The organism is Massilia timonae, from assembly GCF_001866515.1.
Lineage (GTDB): Bacteria > Pseudomonadota > Gammaproteobacteria > Burkholderiales > Burkholderiaceae_D > Telluria > Telluria timonae.
The window spans coordinates 2,304,856-2,325,462 of sequence record NZ_JRYB01000001.1 but is presented as its reverse complement, the minus strand read 5'-3'; the positions used below and the strand labels follow the sequence as shown (position 1 = coordinate 2,325,462).

At 63.7% G+C, this 20,607-nt stretch carries 18 protein-coding genes; 4 read left to right on the top strand and 14 right to left on the bottom strand.

Features of this window, described 5'->3' with window-relative positions; all coding sequences use genetic code 11:
- Nucleotides 1–16 precede the first annotated feature (16 nt).
- The 5 genes from LO55_RS26305 to LO55_RS10025 form a co-directional block, all read right to left on the bottom strand.
- Nucleotides 17–835: a hypothetical protein gene (locus LO55_RS26305; protein ID WP_143054494.1), complete on the bottom strand. Its 819-nt coding sequence runs from the start codon at nt 833–835 to the stop codon at nt 17–19.
- Nucleotides 832–2,193, bottom strand: a complete 1,362-nt coding sequence (locus LO55_RS26300) for a hypothetical protein (protein ID WP_143054493.1) — start codon at nt 2,191–2,193, stop codon at nt 832–834. Before LO55_RS26300 ends, LO55_RS26305 begins: the two co-directional genes overlap by 4 nt.
- An 8-nt stretch (nt 2,194–2,201) precedes the next feature.
- Nucleotides 2,202–5,135: a type VI secretion system Vgr family protein gene (locus LO55_RS10035; RefSeq protein ID WP_071361350.1), complete on the bottom strand. Its 2,934-nt coding sequence runs from the start codon at nt 5,133–5,135 to the stop codon at nt 2,202–2,204.
- A gap of 180 nt (nt 5,136–5,315) precedes the next feature.
- On the bottom strand, nt 5,316–5,810 hold the full coding sequence (locus tag LO55_RS10030) for a hypothetical protein (RefSeq protein WP_005665197.1): 495 nt from the start codon (nt 5,808–5,810) through the stop codon (nt 5,316–5,318).
- Between the two features lie 144 nt (nt 5,811–5,954).
- Entirely contained in the window at nt 5,955–7,367 is a 1,413-nt protein-coding gene (locus tag LO55_RS10025) for an IgA Peptidase M64 (RefSeq protein WP_071361349.1), read from the bottom strand.
- Nucleotides 7,368–7,510: 143 nt separating this feature from the next.
- On the opposite strand from LO55_RS10025, the gene LO55_RS10020 reads away from it, so the two are divergent.
- Nucleotides 7,511–8,548 carry an alpha/beta fold hydrolase gene (locus LO55_RS10020; protein ID WP_218145975.1) on the top strand — a complete coding sequence of 346 codons (1,038 nt, stop codon included), beginning with the start codon at nt 7,511–7,513 and terminating at the stop codon, nt 8,546–8,548.
- Nucleotides 8,549–8,560: 12 nt separating this feature from the next.
- Here LO55_RS10020 and LO55_RS10015 read toward each other — a convergent pair whose 3' ends face one another.
- Nucleotides 8,561–9,781, bottom strand: coding sequence for a cyanophycinase (locus tag LO55_RS10015; RefSeq protein WP_071361348.1), 1,221 nt, complete (start codon nt 9,779–9,781; stop codon nt 8,561–8,563).
- Nucleotides 9,782–9,848: 67 nt separating this feature from the next.
- A complete protein-coding gene (locus tag LO55_RS10010; RefSeq protein WP_071361347.1) occupies nt 9,849–10,286 on the bottom strand; it encodes a GNAT family N-acetyltransferase in 438 nt (145 codons plus the stop codon).
- Between the two features lie 174 nt (nt 10,287–10,460).
- Here LO55_RS10010 and argH point away from each other — a divergent pair, with 174 nt between their 5' ends.
- The 3 genes from argH to LO55_RS09995 all read left to right on the top strand — a co-directional run bounded on the left by argH (nt 10,461) and on the right by LO55_RS09995 (nt 12,895).
- Nucleotides 10,461–11,858 carry an argininosuccinate lyase gene (gene argH, locus LO55_RS10005; protein ID WP_071361346.1) on the top strand — a complete coding sequence of 466 codons (1,398 nt, stop codon included), beginning with the start codon at nt 10,461–10,463 and terminating at the stop codon, nt 11,856–11,858.
- A 76-nt stretch (nt 11,859–11,934) separates the two neighbouring features.
- Nucleotides 11,935–12,600 (top strand): HAD-IA family hydrolase, encoded by a 666-nt coding sequence (locus LO55_RS10000; RefSeq protein ID WP_071361345.1) that lies wholly within the window; start codon nt 11,935–11,937, stop codon nt 12,598–12,600.
- 67 nt (nt 12,601–12,667) lie between these two features.
- Nucleotides 12,668–12,895 (top strand): hypothetical protein, encoded by a 228-nt coding sequence (locus LO55_RS09995; protein ID WP_071361344.1) that lies wholly within the window; start codon nt 12,668–12,670, stop codon nt 12,893–12,895.
- 9 nt (nt 12,896–12,904) lie between these two features.
- Here LO55_RS09995 and LO55_RS09990 read toward each other — a convergent pair whose 3' ends face one another.
- Genes LO55_RS09990 through paaH form a run of 7 tightly spaced genes read right to left on the bottom strand, consistent with a single transcriptional unit; the run spans nt 12,905 to nt 20,605 of the window.
- Entirely contained in the window at nt 12,905–13,372 is a 468-nt protein-coding gene (locus tag LO55_RS09990) for a cupin domain-containing protein (RefSeq protein WP_071361343.1), read from the bottom strand.
- 41 nt (nt 13,373–13,413) lie between these two features.
- On the bottom strand, nt 13,414–15,465 hold the full coding sequence (gene paaZ / locus LO55_RS09985; protein WP_071361342.1) for a phenylacetic acid degradation bifunctional protein PaaZ: 2,052 nt from the start codon (nt 15,463–15,465) through the stop codon (nt 13,414–13,416).
- Nucleotides 15,466–15,488: 23 nt separating this feature from the next.
- Nucleotides 15,489–16,088: a phenylacetic acid degradation protein PaaY gene (paaY, locus tag LO55_RS09980; RefSeq protein ID WP_071361341.1), complete on the bottom strand. Its 600-nt coding sequence runs from the start codon at nt 16,086–16,088 to the stop codon at nt 15,489–15,491.
- A 3-nt stretch (nt 16,089–16,091) separates the two neighbouring features.
- Nucleotides 16,092–17,297, bottom strand: coding sequence for a 3-oxoadipyl-CoA thiolase (gene pcaF, locus LO55_RS09975; protein WP_071361340.1), 1,206 nt, complete (start codon nt 17,295–17,297; stop codon nt 16,092–16,094).
- Between the two features lie 12 nt (nt 17,298–17,309).
- A complete protein-coding gene (paaK, locus tag LO55_RS09970) occupies nt 17,310–18,623 on the bottom strand; it encodes a phenylacetate--CoA ligase PaaK (protein ID WP_071361339.1) in 1,314 nt (437 codons plus the stop codon).
- A gap of 25 nt (nt 18,624–18,648) precedes the next feature.
- On the bottom strand, nt 18,649–19,086 hold the full coding sequence (gene paaI, locus LO55_RS09965) for a hydroxyphenylacetyl-CoA thioesterase PaaI (protein ID WP_071361338.1): 438 nt from the start codon (nt 19,084–19,086) through the stop codon (nt 18,649–18,651).
- The gene (gene paaH, locus LO55_RS09960; RefSeq protein WP_071361337.1) at nt 19,076–20,605 is read right to left on the bottom strand and encodes a 3-hydroxyacyl-CoA dehydrogenase PaaH; all 1,530 of its coding nucleotides are present in this window, start codon (nt 20,603–20,605) and stop codon (nt 19,076–19,078) included. Before paaH ends, paaI begins: the two co-directional genes overlap by 11 nt.
- Nucleotides 20,606–20,607 lie beyond the last annotated feature (2 nt).

Here is a 20,607-nt window from a genome sequence, read left to right as displayed (position 1 = left end):
TGCATTCCATATCTCCTCATTTTCTCAGATTCGCTCCTTTCCATTTCCTCATAGTCCCGCCAAGATTATCTGGCAATGTATTCATATCTACGTACACTCGCTTTCCAGTACGAGAACGTATTTTTATGGGATAATAGTAGAAAACCAATACGGCCTTGGCAGCGATTCCGAAACACATCAGGCTGATCGGGAGTCCCGCTATCGCCATAAATATGTGAACGAATGATAAGCCGACCACCTCTCTGACAAATTCAATGGCGAGGCACGTGCTTAACGCAATCACCATTGGCACGGCAACAAATAAATCCGATGGAATTTGCCTGAACTTGAAAACCTTTTCGATTAAATACCGATCCACCTCCTGCAAATAATATACTGCATCTTCGTCCTCGACATACAGCATCGAAAACAATTCGTTCGAATCAGCTATGCCTCTATAAAATACAAAAAATCGGCGACACCAAACAACATGCATTGAAAAATACAAAAAAAATATCAAAAATCGAAAGACCCACCACAATTCACCATAAAAAACGAGAAGCAAAAATGGAACAATGCAAATCATTGAGAGTGTTCCAAGAAAAATAAAAGACACCCCAAAGAACTTTGCCTGCCAATCCCACTTAAAAATCCATGGCACAAGAAAGCCAAGACAAGCAGCAGAAAACACCACTAATCCGGCAATCTGAAATGGATTCCCCCATAAAGGACCTGGCAGGGTCTGTCCAGCCAGTGCCAGGCTAAACAATCCTGAAAAGAGAGGGAATATGGATGTCCAAACTGCGGTGCGTGAAGGACTGAGCAATGCCAGATTGATCTGATCAAGATTTCTCAAAATACCTCCACCCTATAATCTGACTTGAATTTCCAGACAAAATAGTTCCAATGGCTTATCACCTTTTCGCCTGCCGCCCTTAACACGGGAGCAACTATCTCCGCAATACTGTTTGCATCGTCTTTATTTGAAATTGCTTTTGCTAGCAGCTTATCGGACAAATCAATTCCATAACCAATACCGAAGCCGACGACGAGCGTTGCGCCACCAATGACCAGGACCGAAAGGCCGGCCTTAAGAACCACTAAAACGAAGACAACGATAGCACCAACAATCAATGACGTGATAAATGCTGTAAGCATCACTTTGAACAGATTTGTCAGTAATGCTGCAGCAAGATCAAAGCCATCCTTTCGAAGATCTTCCTTCCATTCAGCAATTGAGATAGCTGAGCCAAATATAAGGGCAACCAATGCGTTTCCCTTTAGGGTTCCCATGATCGACGTTCCCGCCGCAACAAACTGAGTCGATAGTTTTCCTGCACCACCAAATATATTCAAGATTCTTTCATGTCCAGGCCCGAACCCACCGGGTCCAAACACTGAATTATATTTACTATAACCAGAAAAATAAAAACGTATTTTCCCGCGAATATGGTGCGCCTTGACAGAAACGAGTCGAAGCCCATCGTGAGTTCGCCTATCAATACTCGCTCGCAGCCAATCCCAATTATCTCCAATATAGGCCGCAGCCCCTGCCGCCTGCGCCCACAACCAGTTTCTATTTGCGATATTAAATACATCTATTTCAACCAAGCCGGCGCTGCCGCCTCCCTTTCCGAAATAGTCCAATATCTCTTCCGGAATATCGTTAACTGCTTTATCCAGCACACAAATGGTCGCAATGTCCTCATGGACGGGTGCAGCGGCGGCATGTGGGACAGCGGGCGTCGAACTTTGCGGATTATGTCTTGATGAAAGCGATACTGCTCCCTGTGAATCAAACGCCACAATGATGGGAGCTGGCTTAGTATGCGGAGACTTGTCATATTGGTGATTATCTAGCCTATTTGGCTCTAACCTCATCAATACCTGACCTCTACATTTCAAAAGCAATGCCCCACTGAATTCACGCGAAACCCACACGTGCATTCTCTCACCATCTTTAAAGGCGACAGAATCCCGGGACTTGACGGATATGAGTTTTTTATCCCTAGGATTATAGAAATCTGAATGCGTGGCCTCGATTGTATAAATATTCCTATCAGCCAGCTTTAGATCGAAAATCACATCGCGATGTTTTCGCAAGATGACTCTGATATTATCAGCGGAGCGCCAGCATTGCACGGACTCTCCAGGCAAATCAATACACAATTCCTGCACGCTCGATTTTTTGGATTGGGCAGAATTTTCAGACATGGCATCACCTATCTGCGGTCAGGTTGTGCGGCGCGGTAAGGACCAAGTGGCGCATTGCGCAAAACGGCCTTGCCATTTCCATCCAAGCTAACAGTTTCGGACTGATTTCCTTGAAATTTCATATTTATGAGCTCATTTGTAAGTGCATTTCCATCGGCATCCACATACTCGATGGTTAAATCACGCTTCACATTGAGTTCATGAATTTTTTTGGCGATCTCCGCATTTGAAACGCTGACTGGTCCACCCAACTCCTTCTTGCCAGCCTTAAATTCGACCTTCCCAGGCGCATGCAACATGATGTTGCCCCCTTCAAGCTTGAGCATCGCCCCCTGCGCCGTCATCAACAAATGCGTCTTCGCCGCCACCGTTACCGTTTTGGTGACACTCGCAACGGTGATCGCCTTGTCCGCCATAATCCGCGTCGCATCCGACTGACTCTGGCAACTCACCTTGCCGCTGGCAGCGTGCAACTTGATCCCAGTCTCCTGATTTGGCTTGCTACCATTGCTCGCCTTCCCATACGTAAACAGACTGATCCCGCTCGCCGTGACGTGATGCCACGCGCCCTGCGCGGCAAAATTGATATCCTGCCCAGCGCTGATGTTCGAGGTGAGCCCTGCGCAAAACACCGCATTCGCGGGAGTCGCGGCGACGATCCCCTTTGGACTGGATAGCTGAAGATGCGGCTCCTGATACGCCGTGGCCTGTCCGCGCCCCGACGCGTCGCCGGCCAAGCCGTTGAGCACTTCTGCCGTGTGCGCAAGTTGCGCGATCGCCGGCAAGTCGTCTTGCCCGGCCTGGGCTCCCTCACCTGCCCCCTTGAGCATCGCCAGATGCTGCCGCGCAGTCGACGCCAACACCCGCTGCAGACTCTCGCTCTCGCCAAGCTGTGCCAGCGCCGCGCTGGAATCCATCTGCGCCATGCGCGAACGGTCCGTCGACAGCAACATTCCACCTCCGGCCCGCAATGCCGCCGCGTGTCCGGTTTTCAGTTCACTCCCAAGCCCCACGGTCTGCAGGCGCTGGTTATCGGTCTGATGCCGTAGATGCCCCAGACTGAGCTCATCGCTGTCCCGATGACCGGCAGCATGCCGCTGCAAGCTCAGTCTCGCCTGTGACGCACTGTCGTCGAACACGAGCTGGCTATAAGCTCCCAGTCCCTCCTGGCTCGCCCCCATCGCCTGGCTTTTAAAGCCGGACAAGACGGCAGGATGGCCGTGCCCGCCTGCCTCGCCAGCGAACCAGGACGGCGCATTCCCGGTCGATGCACCCGGCCCGTGCATGGCCTGGTTGTGCTGGGCATCCACGGCCCCGCGCCCGTTGTACAGCGCGCCCACGATGACCGGCCGATCGATATCGCCATCCAGGAAATCGACCAGCACCTCCTGCCCCACGCGCGGCACGGCATGACCGCCCCAATTGGGTCCAGCCACCGGCGCGAGCCCGGCAAGGACGCGAACCCAGGTGCCCGCGGTATCGTCCCCGGGCGCGCCGGCATGGCCATCGGGGGCAGGATGCTCGAGACGGCTGTGACTCGGCTGACCCGCCCTGCCTCGCTGCCAATGAAACTGGATCTTCACCCGGTGATCCCGATCCGTATGAATCTCACTGCCGCGGGGCCCGACCACGATGGCGGTCTGCTGCCCGTGGATCGTCGGACGTGGATGCAGCAACAGCCCCTGCCCGTCGCTGCGGCTGGTCCGGTAGGACACCTGCGCCCGGATCGCATCGACGCGATTCCTGTAGACCGGGCGCTCCCCGGCATGCTGTCCGGCCGCGTGCAGGCTGTCTTTCTGCTCGGCGGCGATGGTCTCCGCCAGCCGGGAATTGCCGAGCGCCTGGATTATTCCGGCCTTCATCTGCGCGGTCAGGTTGTTGTGCATCAGATGACGCACGCGCGTCACGATGAAACGGCGCGCGTCGCGCCCTGTTTCCTTGTCGTGGCAGGCATGACCGGTCAACGCAAACACCGTTCCCGGCGCCATCGTGCGCACGGTCCCGGCGCCGACGAAGCTTTCGCTGCGGGTTTCCAGCGCTTCCATCTGGTTGTCGGCAATGCGCTGTCCCCGATCGCGATCGGGATAGGCATACTGTCCCGGCGCATCGCTGCTGACCATGCTGATCGGCCCCGCTTGCATCGCTGCGGACGAGACCAGACGCTTGCCGCCCGAGCGATAGTCCCAGCTCTGCATGGCGACGCCGGTGGCGAGCAGGCGTGCCTCATGGCGCCAGCGATCCATGCTGTCCTCGCGCATGACCGCGCCGGGCCGGGTGAACCGGACTTCCGCCTGCGTATTCGTCCTGAATGCGCCGTTGTGATCCGCGATCACCAATTGATGACTGCCCAGGCCACGGTTGCCCGCGTCACCCTGGTGCTCGAAGTAATAGAACAGCCCCTCCTCGCTCATCAGGCGCTGCGCGAACGCCCAATCGCTTTCCTGATATTGCGTGCTCAGGCTGTGGACGGGATACATGCTCCTGTCCACGATATCGAAGCGCCATGCCGGCGCCAGGGTTCCCCGGCCTTGCCAGACACGAAAGACGGCGTCGAGAATGTCGAAGACGTTCTTGTCCTGGAATATCCGGCTATCCCGCCCGTGTGCGAGGAATGCGCACCATGGCTGCAGCACCAGGGTGTAACGCGCCATCCCGCCATTCGCGCCATTGATGCCGACCGACGTCAGGTGACCATGAAAATGCCTGGGTCCGCTGCCGCTTGTCTCCAGCTCGAGCAGCGCAGGCTGGCCAAGCAATCGCCGCAGCGATAAGCCGGCCTCCTCGGACAAGGCACTGATCGTGAACGCATAGTTTTCACCGAGCGCCTCTTCCCCACGCACGCATTCGGCCAGCAACACATCCGGCCCGAGAGGCGTGTGCAATCGCAGCAGCCTGCGCGATTGCGTAAAGTGCTGGAATAGTGAGCTGGCCTTTGCAAGCATGGCAGTTCCTGGAGGCATCGGACACCTGATTGGATACCCACTCCGAAACCGATGACTTGCGCTGCCGCATGCCTCACGCCAAAACGCCGCGATTGCAACACCAACGGAAAAAGCCCCAAAACCGTCATCCGGATTTGGGGCTCGACGCGCCCGAAGGCGCGGTGTCAGCGAACGTTGGGCTTAGTTGCGGGCAGCAGCCTTGTGCACGTCGGCTTGTGCTTCTGCACGCACCTGATCGGTCTTGGCTGCAGCGGTCGCCTTGTCGGCTGCCGCATCAACCTGTGCCTTCAGCACTTTTTCGTCGGCCTTGATCATTTTCTTCTCGGCTTTCAGATTGGCGTCGGCCACTTTCTCTTCAGCCTTGGCCATCGCCTTGGCGCGGTCTTCCGGATCGGCCTTGGCCACTTTTGCAGCTGCGTCGGTGTGCGACTCGACCAGGTCGGCGTGGGCCTTCGACTTGGTCTCGGCGGCCTTGGCCATGGTCTTGTTCACTTTTTCGTCCGCCTTGATGGCGGTCTTGATTTCCTTCTGTTCTGCCTTGATCACGTCTTTCTCGGCATTGGCTTCCGCCTTGACGATCCGGTTGTCTGCGGCGGTGGTGGCTGGCGCGGTGGTTTGTGCGTGAGCAGCGGTAGCCATCAGGCCGGCGATCAGGGTAGCGAGCAGTTTGTTCATGATGTGTTTCCTTTCTGGTGGTCTACACAGTGCGGGGTTGCCTGTGCAGTCGTTGTTGTTCTTCAGTGATTCCAGAATAGGCTTATCGCAGCGCCGGGTCTGTTAGACAGCCCACAGTCAAATTGTCAGAGTTGTAAGCAAAGATTACCGCTGAGCAGGCCCAGCATAGAGATCGATGATGTCGCCGATACCGTCCTGGCACACCGGGCAGAACTTGTCGCTGCGATCGAACATCAGGCATTGCATCGCCGGCCGGTAGTGGCCGCTGGCTTCGTAGTTGGCGCCTTCAAAGGCGCCGATCGTATGCCGGTGCGGCTGCTGCGCGAACAATGCGTTGGTACGCTTCAGGTCTTCATGGAACAGCGCGCTCATTTCGGATTCCGGGCGATTCTCGGCGCGCAGCGCGGCGCGCTTCTTCTGGTAGGCGCGCGACTCTTGTTCGTATTCGGCCTTGGGCCACGGCGTCGGCAGCGGCGTGCCGTCCTTCACGTGGCGCTTCCACTTGAGGTTGGCGGGGTCGCGCAGCGCGGTGACGTTCGGCTCCCACGGCTCCATGCGGCCGCTGGCCGGCTGATAAGCCACGGGCGAGGTGTAGTACTCGTCGGCCAGGCCGGCGAAGTGGTGCCCGAACTCGTGCACGAACAGGTAGTCGGCCCAGTCATTGCCCGCCGCCGCGGTGCTGAACTGGCCGAAGATGCCGCCTCCACCATAGGTGTCGTTGTTCACCAGGATCTCGATGAATTCATACGGCGCATGCTGGGCGATATCGCGCAGCGCGCGGTTGTCGAGCGTGAGCACATAGCGTTCGCTGCCGAAGATGTCGTAGCGCGTGCCCAGGGCGGACGGATTGTGCACGCCGGTCGACGGCCGGCTGATGCCCGACTTTTCGGTCGGCACCGCCATCGCCCAGACATTGAAATCCTTCGCGCGTTCACGGAACGGCGACACCGAAAACAGGTGCTTCGTCAGGCGGCGCGCATCCTGCTCGAACTTCTTCATGTCCTTCTGCGTATAGCCATCGCCCAGGATCAGGAGGTCGACCTTGTCGGCCGACGGTCCGCTGGAGTGGATCGCAATCGGTGTCGCCAGCGCCGGCGGCTGGCGCCGGATGACGTCCTGCGCATTTGGATCGACGTCGACGCTCCAGGCCACCGAAAACTGGTTGCGCTCGTCGCGCTTGAGGATGCGCACCCGCACCGCTTGCGCGAACTGCGGGAAGCGCACCGATTCCTGGAACGAGCGGCTGATGCGGTTCGCCTCCTCGGTGGTGCGCCATTCGCCAAACACGGTCGAGAAGCCGCGCGAGTACAGCAGGTCGCCGGTTTTCGCATCGACCACCTCGACCCGGTTCTGGCCGCGGTTGGTGTCGTCGAGATTGCGCGCCATGCTGCCCGGCCAGGGCAGCGGTTCGATCACCACGCGCTCGATGGCGTAGGCGTCTTGTAGTGCATTGCCGCTGTGGGTGTAGTCGAGACGGACCGTGGCCGGCTGGGCGGCGCTGGCGATGGAGGCCAGTGCGCCAAGCAGCAGCGCGACGAAGGAGTGGAACAGGCGCATTGCGATTCCTTGAAAGTAGATCGGGATATTGTAAGCCTGGCATCCACCGCCGCGACAGTCCCTCTTTTTCGACCGCCATGCATGACGCATTGACGCGGGAATGCGCCGCCGCCAGAATCGATCGATCCTCTCTGCCAATCGGTATGTCCATGCCCCGCCTGCGCGCCATCCTCCTCGCCCCACTCTTCGCGGCCTCGGTCGCCCACGCCGCTCCCGCCTGCAAGCCCGGCCAACCCGTCGACGAAAGCGGCTTCGTGACGATCGGCGGCATCGAGCAATGGGTCACGGTCAGCGGCGAGGACTGCGCCAATCCGGTGCTGCTGTACGTGCACGGCGGCCCGGGCAACCCGACCTCGCGTTACGGCGCCGGCCCCTATGCGCCGTGGCGCAAGCACGTCACGCTGGCACAGTGGGACCAGCGCGGCAGCGGCATGACCTGGAGCCGCCATCGCCCCGACGAGGATGTGCCGTTGAGCGTCGAGCAGATCCGCGACGACGGCATCGAGGTGGCGCGCTACCTGGCGCAGCGCTTCGGCAAGCGCAAGGTGATCCTGCTGGGCAGCTCGTGGGGGTCGATGGTCGGCGTGCACATGGCGAAGCAAAGTCCGGCGCTGTTCTGCGCCTACGTTGGCGTGGCCCAGCTGGTCGGCCATCGCGCGAACATGACCACCTGGGGCTCGGTGCTCGAGCGTGCGCGCGCCGCCGGCGACACGGCAACCGTCACCCAGCTCGAAGCGCTCGGGCCGCCGCCATGGACCAATCCGCGCAACTTCGGCGTCGTGCGCCGAGCCGTGCGCAAGTACGAGGCGCAGGTGACCGATCCGACACCGCGCGCCTGGTACGAGGTGCTGCCGCGCTACGCGACGCCGCAGGCGCTGGCCGACTACACGGCCGGCGAGGATTATTCGTTCCTGAAGTACGTCGGCTGGAAGGGCGACGGCATGGAGTCGACCACCGACCTGTATCGCCTCGGCCCGCGCTTCGAGTTGCCCGTGCACCTGGTGCAGGGCAAGGAAGACCTGCTGACCGAGCCGCAGGTCACGCGGCGCTGGTTCGAGTCGATCAGCGCGCCGGACAAGTCGCTGGTCGAGGCGCCGCGCGCCGGCCACGACCCGAATGTGCCGCTGATCGACGCGCAGAAACAGGTGCTGGCCGAGCGCCTGCGGTGGCGCTGCGACTGATTATCGTGGCGACTACCGGTATTGGTACAAGGGTCTTTGCACCACGATCGGCCGAATATCGAGCCGCACGTTATACACCGAATACGCTTCGCTGAACGCCGACTGGTAACCCACGCTCTCGTTCACGCGACTGAGCTTGAACTCGAAGCCCAGGTCGGGCCGCTCGGCGTTCGGGCTGTCCAGCGACAGGCCGATCGCGTCGACCTGGTCGCTGTCGATCAGCTTGGCCATCAGGTCGACCACCGTGCCGTTGCCGAGGATGTCGGCCGAGAACAGCGGGCCGCGCCAGTAAGGTTTCTTGGCGTCGACCTTGCCATGCGCCTTCTCGGGCGCCGGCATGAAGGTCTTGGTGGCCAGGTTGAAGCGGTCGCCATTGTCGAGGTAACTGAGGCGCCCGTTGGCGAGATTGAAGCTGCCGTCGCGGGTGGCGGCCTCGCTCAGGTCGACCAGCAGCGCGCCGCGGTAGCCGATCACCTCGACGTCGCGCCTGGCATTGACCACCATCGCCGTGTTCTCGTCGATCCCCAGGCCGATCTTGTAGCCCTTGGCCAGCATGGCCGGCAGCATGCGCGCGAAGCGCCCGCGCACCAGCAGGTGCTGGTCGATGAAGACGTCGTCGCCGATGAAGCCCAGGCCGCGTGTGATCTGGCGGCCGTCGTCGACGCCATGCTGGAGGGTGGACAGGATCGAGCGTGGGTGGCCGAACATGGTGCTGCTCATGATGGCGGCGCCGGCGCTCGAGCCGGCGATCACGCCGCCGCGCCGGTACATGTCCCACAGGGCGTCGAGCACCCGCGTGTTGCTGCCGTCGGCCCGGCGCAAGACGCCCGTGATGCGTCCCTGGTCGCCGCCCGAGAAGTACGCGCCGCCGGCCGTGCGCACGGCTTCGGCCAGCTTGGGATCGTCGGCCGCGGCGCGGCCGTCGGCGCCGTCCAGGCGCTCGGCGACCGGGACGAAGAAGGCGTCGGCGCCATAGCGGTTCAGGCGCTCGACGAGATAATTGCCGGCCCGTTCAGGGCTCGCCGAGGCGGAGGCGAACACGGCGACGCGTGCGCCTTTGCCACCCGCGAGTTCGACGATACGTTCCCACACGGCATCATTATCGGCGCGCAGGGCGCCGCCGATGATGACGAGCGAACCTTTCGGTGGCGTGGGTTCCGCGTCGGCGGCATGGCTGGCACTGCTCGCCAGCAATGCCAACGCGAGAATGGCATGGACGACGATCTGGAGCATAAGACTTCCTCTGATGAGCCATCAGCGTAAGCCTGATTCCAGATTCACGTCGCCATGTTGAGTCCGCTCAGGACAAATAGATGTTGGGAAAATACCGCTCCATCAATGTCTCTGGACGCAACGGTGGGGTAAAGCCGAAGCGCGCGTAAAGCTCGTGCGAGTCGGTGGTGGCAAGGGTGAAGCGGCGCAGTTTCTGCAGGCTGGGGTGGCGCAGCACCACGCCGATCAGTTGCTTGCCGTAGCCGTTCCCGCGGTACTCGGGCACGACGAACACGTCCACCAGGTTGGCAAAGGTGGCGTAGTCGGTGATCACGCGCGCGAACGCGATCTGGCGGCCGTCGAGGTAGCCGCCGAAGCACAGCGAATTCTCGATGGCGCGCTCGACGATCGGACGGGAAATGCCCACGGCCCAGGTCGACTGCTCACTGAGGAAGCGGTAGATCATCGGGATATCGAGCCGGGACTGGTCGGTACTGACCTGGAAGCTGGAATCGTTCGTAATCATTGGGCTTGCAAAGCTGGCAAAAAAACCATTCTAGCGCCGTTTGGCCCCCGGATCGGTTTCGATTGCGCTCTGCAGCGGGCTTTTTTTCGCTAGCTTTCTCCAGGTAATCTGCCCTCCGGAAGACGTAGCGGCGACGCGGTTTATAATCTTCGAATCCCCAACCGGAATTCCACCATGACCGAACAATTCTCCAAAAAAGCCGAAGCCTGGTCGGCCCGCTTCTCCGAACCCGTCTCCGATCTCGTCAAGCGCTACACCGCGTCCGTGTTCTTCGACAAGCGCCTGGCGCAATACGACATCCAGGGTTCGCTGGCGCACGCCGAGATGCTGGCGGCCCAGGGCATCATCAGCGAACACGACCGTGCCGAGATCGAACGCGGCATGGCCCAGATCCGGTCCGAGATCGAGGCCGGCAGCTTCGAATGGCTGCTCGACCTGGAAGACGTGCACCTGAACATCGAGAAGCGCCTGACCGAACTGGTCGGCGACGCCGGCAAGCGCCTGCACACCGGCCGCTCGCGCAACGACCAGGTCGCGACCGACATCCGCCTGTACGTGCGCGCCGCCATCGACGACATCCTGGCCCTGCTGAACGGCCTGCGCGGCGCCCTGACCGACCTGGCCGAACGCCACGCCGACACCATCATGCCGGGCTTCACCCACCTGCAGGTGGCGCAGCCGATCACCTTCGGCCACCACATGCTGGCCTATGTCGAGATGTTCGGCCGCGACGCCGAGCGCATGCAGGATGCGCGCCGCCGCGTCAACCGCCTGCCGCTGGGCGCCGCCGCCCTGGCCGGCACCACCTTCCCGATCGACCGCCTGCGCGTGGCCAAAACGCTGGGCTTCGACGACGTCTGCCACAACTCGCTGGACGCCGTGTCCGACCGCGACTTCGCCATCGAATTCACCGCCGCGGCCTCGATCCTGATGATGCACGTCTCGCGCTTCTCGGAAGAGCTGGTGATGTGGATCAGCCCGGGCATCGGCTTCATCGACATCGCCGACCGCTTCTGCACCGGCTCGTCGATCATGCCGCAAAAGAAGAACCCGGACGTGCCGGAACTGGCGCGCGGCAAGACCGGCCGCGTCTACGGTCACCTGACCGGCCTGTTGACCCTGATGAAAGGCCAGCCGCTGGCCTACAACAAGGACAACCAGGAAGACAAGGAGCCGCTGTTCGACACCATCGACACCGTCCTTGATACGCTGCGCATCTTCACCGACATGGCGTCGGGCATCACGGTCAAGGCCGACAATATGCGCTCGGCGGCGCTGCAGGGCTACGCCACCGCGACCGACCTGGCCGACTACCTGGTCAAGAAAGGCCTGCCGTTCCGCGACGCCCACGAAGCCGTAGCGCATGCCGTGCGCGCCTGCGACCAGGCGGGCTGTGACCTGTCCGAGATGTCGCTCGAGACGCTGCAGGGCTTCTCGCCGTTGATCGAGCAGGACGTGTTCGAGGTGCTGACCCTCGAGGGTTCGGTGGCGGCGCGCGACCACGTGGGCGGCACCGCGCCGAACCAGGTGCGCGCGGCGATCGTGCGCGTGCGCCAGCAGCTGGCAGAGTAAGCTCTCGCCTTTCCGGCGGGCCGGCGCTCTTCGCGTGCCGGCCCGCTTTTCATTTCCACTATCGATTGACGACTCAATGACCGCCCTGCCCGCACGCGACTACGCCGCCTTCCTGTTCGACATGGACGGCACCATCCTCACTTCGATCATCGCCGCCGAGCGCGTCTGGGCCGCCTGGGCGCGCAGCCACGGCCTGGACGTCGACGTCTTCCTGCCGACCATCCACGGCAAGCGCAGCATCGACACGGTGCGCGGCGCCGGCCTGCCCGATATCGATGCGGAAGCCGAGGCGCAGCGCATCACGCTGGCCGAGATCGAGGACGTCGAGGGCATCGAGGCGATCGCCGGCGTGGCGGCTTTCCTCGCCACCCTGCCGGCCGACCGCTGGGCCATCGTCACGTCGGCCCCGCGCGCGCTGGCCGAGGCGCGCATCGCCGCGGCCGGGCTGCCGACGCCGCCGGTGATGGTGGCCGCCGAAGACGTCCAGCGCGGCAAGCCGGCGCCGGATCCCTTCCTGCTAGGCGCCGAGAAGCTGGGCATGCGCCCGCAGGACTGCCTGGTGTTCGAGGATACGCTGGCAGGCCTGCAATCGGCCGAGGCGGCCGGGATGGACAGCATCGTCGTCACCGCCACCCATCACCAGCCGCTCGAGACGAAGGTCACCGGCGTGCCGGATTACGACGACCTGCGCGCCATCCGCACGCCGGAAGGCCTGCTGCGCCTGCAGCGCACGCGCTCCTGAATCGTGCTCCTGCATGATGCAGGACGTGTTTCCATAACGGGAACTACCGCATTGTGGAAATTGGATCATGCAGCGCTACGCCAACCGAAGCGGCCATTCCGGCGTCGTCGCCTATGAACTCGGGACCGACTCGATCACGGTGAAATTCACGGGCGGCGACCGCTACCTGTACGACGTGGGCAGCACCGGCGCCGACCATATCGCGCGGATGCGCGAACTGGCGCGCGAAGGTCAAGGCCTGTCGACCTACATCAGCCAGCATGTGCGCGACCGTTACGCGCGCAAGCTGGACTGAAGCCGGACGCTAGGCGTCCCGTTTCGGATAAGGCGTCCCGTCCTTGTGCAGATAAGCGTTCGACGCCTGCTCATAGCGCATGTCGATGTCCGCATAGGTCACCACGTCGGCCTTGTTGCGCGACCCGATCACGAGAAACACGCCCGGTCCCCAGCTGCGGTTGACCAACTGGTGGCCATCGGGACGCCCGGCCGGGAAAGCAGCGTGGTCGCCCGCGCGCATCACGGTCTCTCCCTCATCCGTGACGAGCACGAGTTCCCCCGAGATGACCGTGACGAATTCGTCCTCGTGCGAGTGCCAGTGGCGCTGCGACGATGCGGCGCCAGGCTGCAGCTCGACCAGGTTGACGCCGAATTGCGTCAGGCCGCCTGCATCGCCCAGCGCCTGGCGCGTGCGGCCGTCCACCGCCTCATGAAATGGCGCCGGATAGCCGGTGCCGCTCAACACCGGAATACTGTTCAGATCGAGTCTCGACATCGCACGTCCTTTCGGCTGCCCTGAATGAATAAGGCGCGCGCTCAGGCGCGCTTCAGTACCAGCGTCAGGATATCGTAGCTCGCCACCAGCTCGTCGCGCTGGTTCGTCACCTGCACGTCCCACGCCACCACGCCCTGTCCCCTGCCCTGCTCGTCCGCGCGGTTGCGGTCGACCTTGCGCTTGCAGGTCAGGCGCGCGCGGATGGTGTCGCCGATCGCCACCGGCGCCACGAAGCGCAGGTTGTCCAGGCCGTAGTTGGCCAGCACCGGGCCCGGCGCCGGCGACACGAACAGGCCGGCCGCCGCCGACAGCACGAAGTAGCCGTGCGCGATGCGCTGGCCAAACTGCGTGTCCTTGGCCGCGATCTCGTCGAAGTGCATGTAGAAGTAGTCGCCCGAGACGCCGCCGAAATTGACGATGTCGGCTTCGCTCACCGTGCGGCGGTGCGTCAAGAGAGAGTGGCCCATCTCCAGGTCTTCGAAGTAGCGGCGGAACGGATGGATCTCGCTTTCCTTGACGGCGCCACCGCGCACGTACTCGCCAGTGACCGCTCCCAGCATGGTCGGCGAACCCTGCACCGCCGCGCGCTGCAGGAAGTGCTTGACGGCGCGGATGCCGCCCAGCTCCTCGCCGCCACCGGCGCGGCCCGGACCGCCGTGCTTCAGTTGCGGCAGCGGCGAGCCGTGGCCGGTGCTGTCCACCGCGGCTTCACGGTCCAGGATCAGCACGCGGCCATGCGAGGCCGCGACAACCGGCACCGCATGCGCCGCGATTGCCGGGTCCTTGGTGGCGAGCGTCGTCACCAGGCTGCCCTTGCCGCGCGCGGCCAGCTCCAGCGCTTCGTCGATGTCGCGGTAAGTCATCAGGGTGCTGACCGGGCCGAAGGCTTCCACGTCGTGCACGGCGTCGTTGTCCATGGCGTTGCGGCACAGCAGCAAGGTGGGCGCGAAGAAGGCGCCGCCGGCGACGTTGTCGCCAACCGGATTGAAGCCGTCGCGCGCGCTGAACAGCACCTCGTTGCCGCGCGCGAGCAGCTCGACCCGCTCGCTCACGTCGTGGTGCTGGTCTTTCGAGGCCAGGGCGCCCATGCGCACGCCCTCCACTTTTGGGTTGCCGACCGTGATCTTCGCCAGGCGTTCGCGCAGGCGTGCGCCGACCGCATCGACCAGCGCCTCCGGCACGATCACGCGCCGGATCGCGGTGCACTTCTGGCCGGCCTTGCCGGTCATTTCGCGCGCCACTTCCTTCACGAACAGGTCGAATTCGGGGTCGTCGGGCGTGACGTCCGGCGCGAGGATCGCGCAGTTGAGCGAGTCGGCTTCGGCCGTGAACGGCACCGATGCGCGGATCAGGTTCTGGTTCGAACGCAGCTTGGCGGCGGTGTCGGCCGAGCCGGTGAAGGTGACGGCGTCGAAGCCCTGCAGGCGATCGAGCAGGTCGCCGGTGCTGCCGATCACGAGCTGCAGCGCGCCATCGGGCAGCAGCGTCGACTCCATCATCATCCTGACCATGGCGTGGGTCAGGTAGCTGGTGGCGGTGGCCGGCTTGGCGATGCAGGGCATGGCCGCCAGGAAGCTCGGCGCGAATTTTTCGAGCAGGCCCCAGATCGGAAAATTGAAGGCATTGATGTGCACCGCCACGCCGCCGCGCGGGACCAGGATGTGGGTGCCGGCGAAGCCGCCGCGCTTGCCCAGCGCCATGGCCGGGCCTTCGTGCAACACGTTCGACGACGGCAGCTCGCGCGAGCCCATGCTGGCATAGGCGAACAGGGTGCCGATGCCGCCTTCGACGTCGACCCAGCTGTCCTGGCGTGTGGCGCCGGTCAGGTGCGAGATGTCATACAGTTCTTCCTTGCGCTCCATGAGGTAGAGCGCCAGCGCCTTCAGGCATTGCGCCCGCTTCTGGAAGTCGAGACGCATCAGGCTCTTGTTGCCCGTCTTGCGCGCGAATGTGAGCGCCTCGTCGAAATCGATCTTCTCCGCATGCGTGTGATAGATCAGCGCGTCGTCGAGGGCGCTGTGCAGCGCGGTGTGCGCTTCCTGGCCGTGCCAGCGGCCGGCGATCAGGCTTTGTAGTGTCGGGATGTCACCCATGTTCTGTCTCCTCGTTTATCTCTTCAGACTCTCGGCTTGTGCATGCCGTCAGCGTCGAATGCGATGCGTTGTCTGTCCGGCTCCACTTCGGTATCCGCCTCGACCTCACGCATGGTCTGCAGCGAGCGCACGGCCAATTCGTGGTACTGGCGGGTGCCGAAGCTCTTCCATTGCACGTCTTCGTCCGTGAGTTCGCGCATCACCTTGGCCGGTGTGCCCATCACCATCGAGCGTGGCGGAATCACCATGCCTGCCTTCACGAAACTCATCGCGGCCACGATCGATTCTTCGCCGACGACAGCCTTGTCCATCACGACGGCGTTCATGCCGACCATCGCGTTGCGCTTGACGCGGCAGCCGTGCAGCACGGCGCCGTGGCCGATATGGCCGTCGACCTCGACGACGGTGTCTTCGCTCGGGAAACCATGCATCACGCAAGTATCCTGCAGGTTGGCGCCCTCTTCCAGGATCAGGCGGCCGAAGTCGCCGCGCAGCGAGGCCAGCGGCCCGATATAGCAACGCGGGCCGACGATCACGTCGCCGATCAATACCGCCGACGGGTGGACGTAGGCGCTCGGATGCACGACCGGACGCACGCCGTCGATTTCGTACACTTTTACCATCGATTACACCCGCTCCACGATCAGGGCGATGCCCTGGCCGACGCCGATGCACATCGTGCACAGGGCGTAGCGGCCACCCGTGCGGTGCAACTGGTTCACGGCCGTCATCACCAGGCGCGCACCGGAGGCGCCTAGCGGATGGCCGATGGCGATCGCGCCGCCGTTCGGGTTGACGCGAATGTCGTCGTCCGCCAGGCCGAGGGCGCGCGTGACGGCCAGGCCCTGGGCGGCGAAGGCTTCGTTCAGCTCGATCACGTCCATCTGGTCGAGCGAGAGGCCGGTCTGGGCCAGCAGCTTCTTCACTGCCGGCGTCGGTCCATAACCCATGATGCGCGGCGCCAGGCCAGCGGTGGCCATGCCGACCACGCGCGCGCGCGGGGTCAAGCCGTGGCGGCCGGCGGCTTCGCTCGACGCCAGCAGCAGCGCGCAGGCGCCGTCGTTCAGGCTCGAGGCATTGCCGGCGCTGACCGAGCCGTCCGGCGTCACCACGCCCTTCAATTTGGCCAGCGCTTCGATGCTGGTGTCGGGGCGCGGCTGCTCGTCGGTATCCACTACACGAGACTCACCTTTCTTGCCATGAACGGTCACCGGCACGATCTCGTCTCTGAAGAATCCCTCTTCGTTCGCGCGCGCCCAGCGCTGTTGGCTGCGCAGCGCGAACGCATCCTGGTCGGCGCGGGCGATGCCGAACTCGCGCGCCACGTTCTCGGCGGTATCGGGCATCGAATCGATGCCGTACTTCGCCTTCATGGCCGGATTGACGAAGCGCCAGCCCAGGGTCGTATCCTCGATTTTGGCCGCGCGCGAGAATGCGCTATCGGCCTTGCCCATCACGAACGGCGCGCGGGTCATGCTTTCGACACCGCCGGCGATTACGAGTTGCGCCTCGCCGGCCTTGATGGCGCGCGCGGCGGTGCCGACGGCGTCCATGCCCGAGCCGCACAGGCGGTTGATGGTGTTGGCCGGCACGTCTTGCGGCAAGCCGGCCAGCAGCGCGGCCATGCGGCCGACGTTGCGGTTGTCTTCGCCGGCCTGGTTGGCGCAGCCATAGAACAGGTCGTCGACCGCCGTCCAGTCGACATCCTTGTTGCGCGCCATCAGCGCCGCGATCGGCAGCGCGCCAAGATCGTCGGCGCGGATGCTGGACAAGGCGCCGCCGTAGCGGCCGAAGGGGGTGCGGACGGCGTCAACGATGAAGGCGTCGATCATGAGAATCTCCAGTTATGGTTTTGGACGGCGGTCGACAACGCGCCGGGCCTTGCCGGTCAGGGTGCGCTCGATGCCTTGCGGCGGCAGCAGGGTCACGCGGGTGGTCACGCCGACATAGGTCTTGATGCAGTGCTGGAGGTCGCGGCACAGCGCGTCGACACTGTCCGAAGGCAGGCTGGCATCACGCAGCTCACCAAGCACCTCGAGCGTATCGAGATGGCCGTCGCGCGCCACCACCAGTTGGTACTGCGGCGCCAGCGCAGGCATCTTGAGAATCAATTCTTCGATCTGGCTCGGGAACACGTTCACGCCGCGGATGATCAGCATATCGTCCGAACGGCCGCTGATGCGGCCCATGCGGCGCATCGCGCGCGACGTCGGCGCCAGCAAACGGGTCAGGTCGCGCGTGCGGTAGCGGATGATGGGCAGCGCTTCCTTGGTGAGCGAGGTGAATACCAGTTCTCCCTCTGCGCCGTCCGGCAGCACTTCGCCGGTGTCGGGGTCGATGATCTCGGGATAAAAATGGTCTTCCCAGATCACGGGGCCGTCCTTGCTCTCGATGCATTCGCTGGCCACGCCCGGCCCCATCACTTCGGACAGGCCATAGATGTCGACCGCATCGATGCCGGCGCGCGCCTCGATCTCGCGCCGCATCGCGTCGGTCCACGGCTCGGCGCCGAAGATGCCGACCTTCAGCGACGAGGTGGCAGGGTCGATGCCCTGGCGCGCGAACTCCTCGACGATATTGAGCATGTACGAGGGCGTGACCATGATGATCGATGGCTTGAAGTCGCAGATCAGCTGCACCTGCTTCTCGGTCTGGCCGCCCGACATCGGGATCACGGTGCAGCCCAGGCGCTCGGCGCCATAGTGGGCGCCCAGGCCGCCCGTGAACAGGCCATAGCCGTAGGAGATGTGCACCAGGTCGCCCTTGCGCCCGCCGGCGGCGCGGATCGAGCGCGCCACGACGCTGGCCCAGGTGTCGATGTCGTTCTGCGTGTAGCCGACCACGGTCGGCTTGCCGGTGGTGCCCGACGAAGCGTGCACGCGCACCACCTGCTCGCGCGGCACGGCGAACAGGCCGAACGGGTAGTTGTCGCGCAGCGTCTTTTTCTCGGTGAACGGGAATTTGGCCAGGTCGGCCAGCGTCTTCAGGTCGCTCGGGTGCACGCCGGCTTCGTCGAAGGCGGCGCGGTAGTGCGGCACGTTCTCGTAGGCGTGCTTGAGCGTCCACTGCAGGCGCTGCAGCTGGAGCGCCTGCAGCTCGTCGCGGCTGGCGCGTTCGATCGGTTCCAGCTCGCCATCAAGCGGAATGCGTTGGACCATCTCGATCTCCTTTATACGTGTTGATTCACGCGTCCAGCGGCACCAGGGTGCCGGCGACGCGGTGCGACTTGCCCCGGAACAGCGCGATCGTGCGCCCGTCCTGGTCCGTCACGGCGACGTCGTAGACGCCGGTCTTGCCCTGCAGCGCCTGCTCCACCGCCTCGGCCACCAGCACGTCGCCGGGACGGCCGGGCGCGAGGTAGTCGATGGTGCAGCCGGCGCCGACGGTATTGAAGTTGTGCGAGTTGCAGGCGAAGGCGAAGGCGCTGTCGGCCAGCATGAAGATGTAGCCGCCGTGGCAGGTGGCGTGGCCGTTGAGCATGTCGTCGCGCACCTTCATCGACATGCGCGCATAGCCGGGGCGGATCTCGAGCAGCTGCATGCCCAGGCCCTGGCTGGCCGGATCGCGTTCGTACATCGTGCGGCCGGCCAGTTCGGCCAGTCCTTGTGCGCTACTGTGCATGGAAACGCGCTCCCTGCGGATCGGCAGCCAGCTTGCGGCGCAGCAGCGGCGACACGCGGTAGCGGTCTTCGCCATAGGTGGCGGCCAGGTTGGCCAGCACGGTGACGACCTGGCGCAGGCCGATCGTGTCGGCCCAGGTCAGCGGGCCGCGTGGGTAGTTCACGCCCTTCTGCATCGCGATGTCGACCGCGCGGGCGCTGCACACGCCCTGGTTGACGGCGTCGGCCGCCTCGTTGGCCAGCATCGCCACGGTGCGCATCACGGCCATGCCGGGCACGTCGTCCAGCCGCGTCACCGCGAAACCGGCGGCCTGGAACAGCCCGGCCGCGGCTTGCCAGGCGGCGTCGCCGCACTGGTCGGCGCGCGCCAGCGCGATGCGGGTGGCGCCCGCCGGGTCGAGCAGCAGGTCGAACAGGATCGTGTCGCGGTGGCCGTCGGCCTCGGCGCGCTCGGTGGCGCTGCGGCCGTCGGTCAGGTAGATCGCGGCGCCTTCGCAATACAGGCCCGGCGCCGCTTCGATGGCGACCGGTTCCAGGCCGGCGCCGCGCAGGCGACCGGCGACCGCATCGACCGCACCTCGCGCACCGGCGTAGCGCACCGCCGACGGCTTGCTGCCCGCCGCCTCGGTCTGCGGCGCCGGCTTCGGGACATCGTCGCCATAGCGGTAGAAGCCGCGCCCCGTCTTGCGGCCCAGGAAGCCGGCGCTGACGAGTTCCTGCTGCAGGATCGAGGGCGTGAAGCGCGGGTCGTTGTAATAGGCGGCGAACACCGAGTTGGTGACCGAGAAGTTGACGTCGTGGCCGATCAGGTCCATCAGCTCGAAGGGCCCCATGCGGAATCCGCCGCAGTCGCGCATCACGGCGTCCAGCGTCGCCACGTCGGCGGCTTGCTCGAGCAGCAGGCGCAGGGCTTCGGCGTAATACGGCCGGGCGACACGGTTGACGATGAAGCCGGGCGTCGACTTGGCGTGCACCGGGCTCTTGCCCCAGCTTTCCGCAACGGCGTGGACGACGTTCGCGACGTCGCGGCTGGTCGCCAGGCCGCTGATGACTTCGACCAGCGCCATCAGCGGCACCGGGTTAAAGAAATGCATGCCGACCAGGCGTTCGGGATGCTGCAGTTGCGCGCCGATCGCCGTGACCGAGATCGACGAGGTATTGGTGGCCAGGATGCAGTGCCGGCCGACGACGCCTTCCAGCTCGGCGAACAGGGCGCGCTTGGCGTCCAGGTTCTCGACGATGGCCTCGATCACGAGGACGGCGCCGGCGGCTTCCTGCAGTGACGCGATGCGCTTGAGGCGTTCGCGCGCCAGGTCGGATTCGACCGCGCCCATGCGGCCCTTCTCGACCAGCTTCGCATAGGTCTTGCCGATCTCGAGGATGGCCTTGTCGGCGGCGTCAGGCCGGGTATCGAACAGCAGGACCTGGTGGCCGGCGGTGGCCGCCACCTGGGCGATGCCGGCGCCCATGGCGCCGCTGCCGATCACCGCGACCGTGCTGCCTGGAGGGATGGCGTGCATGT

Excerpts from the sequence above, each read along its gene's own strand:
- LO55_RS26300 (WP_143054493.1), bottom strand. The coding sequence starts at position 2,193 with ATGTCTGAAAATTCTGCCCAATCCAAAAAATCGAGCGTGCAGGAATTG.
- LO55_RS10035 (WP_071361350.1), bottom strand. The coding sequence starts at position 5,135 with ATGCTTGCAAAGGCCAGCTCACTATTCCAGCACTTTACGCAATCGCGC.
- LO55_RS10030 (WP_005665197.1), bottom strand. The coding sequence starts at position 5,810 with ATGAACAAACTGCTCGCTACCCTGATCGCCGGCCTGATGGCTACCGCT.
- LO55_RS10025 (WP_071361349.1), bottom strand. The coding sequence starts at position 7,367 with ATGCGCCTGTTCCACTCCTTCGTCGCGCTGCTGCTTGGCGCACTGGCC.
- LO55_RS10020 (WP_218145975.1), top strand. The coding sequence starts at position 7,511 with ATGTCCATGCCCCGCCTGCGCGCCATCCTCCTCGCCCCACTCTTCGCG.
- LO55_RS10015 (WP_071361348.1), bottom strand. The coding sequence starts at position 9,781 with ATGCTCCAGATCGTCGTCCATGCCATTCTCGCGTTGGCATTGCTGGCG.
- LO55_RS10010 (WP_071361347.1), bottom strand. The coding sequence starts at position 10,286 with ATGATTACGAACGATTCCAGCTTCCAGGTCAGTACCGACCAGTCCCGG.
- argH (WP_071361346.1), top strand. The coding sequence starts at position 10,461 with ATGACCGAACAATTCTCCAAAAAAGCCGAAGCCTGGTCGGCCCGCTTC.
- LO55_RS10000 (WP_071361345.1), top strand. The coding sequence starts at position 11,935 with ATGACCGCCCTGCCCGCACGCGACTACGCCGCCTTCCTGTTCGACATG.
- LO55_RS09995 (WP_071361344.1), top strand. The coding sequence starts at position 12,668 with ATGCAGCGCTACGCCAACCGAAGCGGCCATTCCGGCGTCGTCGCCTAT.
- LO55_RS09990 (WP_071361343.1), bottom strand. The coding sequence starts at position 13,372 with ATGTCGAGACTCGATCTGAACAGTATTCCGGTGTTGAGCGGCACCGGC.
- paaZ (WP_071361342.1), bottom strand. The coding sequence starts at position 15,465 with ATGGGTGACATCCCGACACTACAAAGCCTGATCGCCGGCCGCTGGCAC.
- paaY (WP_071361341.1), bottom strand. The coding sequence starts at position 16,088 with ATGGTAAAAGTGTACGAAATCGACGGCGTGCGTCCGGTCGTGCATCCG.
- pcaF (WP_071361340.1), bottom strand. The coding sequence starts at position 17,297 with ATGATCGACGCCTTCATCGTTGACGCCGTCCGCACCCCCTTCGGCCGC.
- paaK (WP_071361339.1), bottom strand. The coding sequence starts at position 18,623 with ATGGTCCAACGCATTCCGCTTGATGGCGAGCTGGAACCGATCGAACGC.
- paaI (WP_071361338.1), bottom strand. The coding sequence starts at position 19,086 with ATGCACAGTAGCGCACAAGGACTGGCCGAACTGGCCGGCCGCACGATG.
- paaH (WP_071361337.1), bottom strand. The coding sequence starts at position 20,605 with ATGCACGCCATCCCTCCAGGCAGCACGGTCGCGGTGATCGGCAGCGGC.